This is a genomic window from Arthrobacter sp. ok909, assembly GCF_900104405.1.
GTDB lineage: Bacteria > Actinomycetota > Actinomycetes > Actinomycetales > Micrococcaceae > Arthrobacter > Arthrobacter humicola.
Genome location: NZ_FNJS01000073.1, coordinates 1 through 1,577 on the forward strand (window position 1 = coordinate 1; position 1,577 = coordinate 1,577).

Below are 1,577 nucleotides of genomic sequence, written 5' to 3' on the forward strand. Positions count from 1 at the left end.
GGCTAGCGACCGGGTCCTCGGGAGCCACCGATGACCCCTACCGGATGTCCGAAGAGCCCCTTTGTCCCGCAGCAGGGCGGCGTGTTCGAGCTTGTCGGCATCGATCACGGAAGGACGTCCCGTACGCCGGCCGTGGCGGCGGCCACCGACCGGGCATGTGAGGCGCGTTCGGCCGCGTAGGTCCGCTCCATCTCTGCGAAAAGTGCCAGCATGACAACTGCCAGCTGCGCCATGGGACTTTCCGGGTTGGAAGTGTCGATAGGCAGGGGTGTGACTGTTAACCGAGAATGGCGGTCCTTTCACAGCTCGCTTTGGCGGTTTTCGCACAGTTGGCCTGGTGGATCTAATCGCTCCTTGGCGGGGGTTCCGTGATCGCTTGGTCTCGCCTTCAGGGAGGATAATTGCCATGCGGCTAGTCCTTGAGTGCTCGCGACCGTCTATAGAACGTTGCTCGGGACATTCCGAGATCGCGGGCAACCTGCGCAGCGGGCTCGCCGCCTTCAACCAGGCGGACAGCGCTTCGGACCTGACTGTCGGTGACCCGGCGGGGTCGGCCGCCAAGGTCCTTTCCAGCTTCGCGCCGTTTGCTGATGGAATCGGTAACGCGTTCGCGCTTGATCTCGTGTTCCATTTGCGCGAGAGCGGCCATAATCGTGAACAACATCGAGCCCATGGGTGTTGCGGTGTCGACGTCGCCACCGCCGAGATTAAGAACGCGTAGGCCCGCGCCTCTACCGCGGAGTTCGTCGGCGAAGGCGAGCATGTTCTGTGTGGATCGCCCGAGCCGATCCAGCGTCGTGATCACGAGGGTATCGCCATCGATTAGCGCGTCGAGTGCCCGATCGAACTGGGGTCGTGACGCTCGCGCCCCAGACACACCGTGATCAACATACAGGTCATCGCGTCGGACGCCGGCGGCCAGAAGGTCCGCCCGCTGGCGGTCGGTGGACTGCTGTCGTGTCGAAACGCGTGCGTAACCGATCAGTTTCGTCATGGGCTGCTCCGATGTGTCTCGTAACTAACGGTGAATACACCGATTCAACCAGAAGGTTTCGAGACATAGTTACGAGAATCGCCGTCTCCGGACGAATCGTTCTATTCCGGGAAAATCCAGGAACTGCCGGCCGCGCGTTCTTTCAATCGGTGAGACGTCTCATATCCCTAGGGTTCCGAGACGCATTGATGTGAAGCGTTTAGGGCACCGCACCTTCACCGGGCAGCATCGGGCGTGTCTTATGCGCGTCATCGAAGGCCCGCATGCAGGCCTGCTCAAGGGAAATCATCTGTACGTCGAATGGCACAAAGCAAGCACGACACCACCCAAGGCAAATCCACTTCTTTGTTAGTCAATTGCCACTTCCGCGGCTAGTTTCCCCCCGGAGCATAGCCTCCTTGGTGGCGCGTACCGATGCCAGGCTCTGACTTGAGACACCATGGCCTGTGGCTGCCAACGCCTCGAAGATTTCTAATGATTCCTGAACAGCAGAGAGTCCAACCTCCACTTCTATGTGAACACCATCGCAGATCTGAGCGACTGTCCATAGTGATCCTGCGAGGCTCGGGAGGTAGGCGGCGGG

At 60.3% G+C, this 1,577-nt stretch carries 2 protein-coding genes; both read right to left on the minus strand.

Annotated features, from left to right (window positions below; all coding sequences use genetic code 11):
- Window positions 1–104: 104 nt before the first annotated feature.
- Window positions 105–233: a hypothetical protein gene (locus BLR03_RS25255; RefSeq protein WP_302846619.1), complete on the minus strand. Its 129-nt coding sequence runs from the start codon at window positions 231–233 to the stop codon at window positions 105–107.
- A 179-nt stretch (window positions 234–412) separates the two neighbouring features.
- Window positions 413–994, minus strand: a complete 582-nt coding sequence (locus BLR03_RS23790; protein WP_091257004.1) for a recombinase family protein — start codon at window positions 992–994, stop codon at window positions 413–415.
- Window positions 995–1,577: the final 583 nt, after the last annotated feature.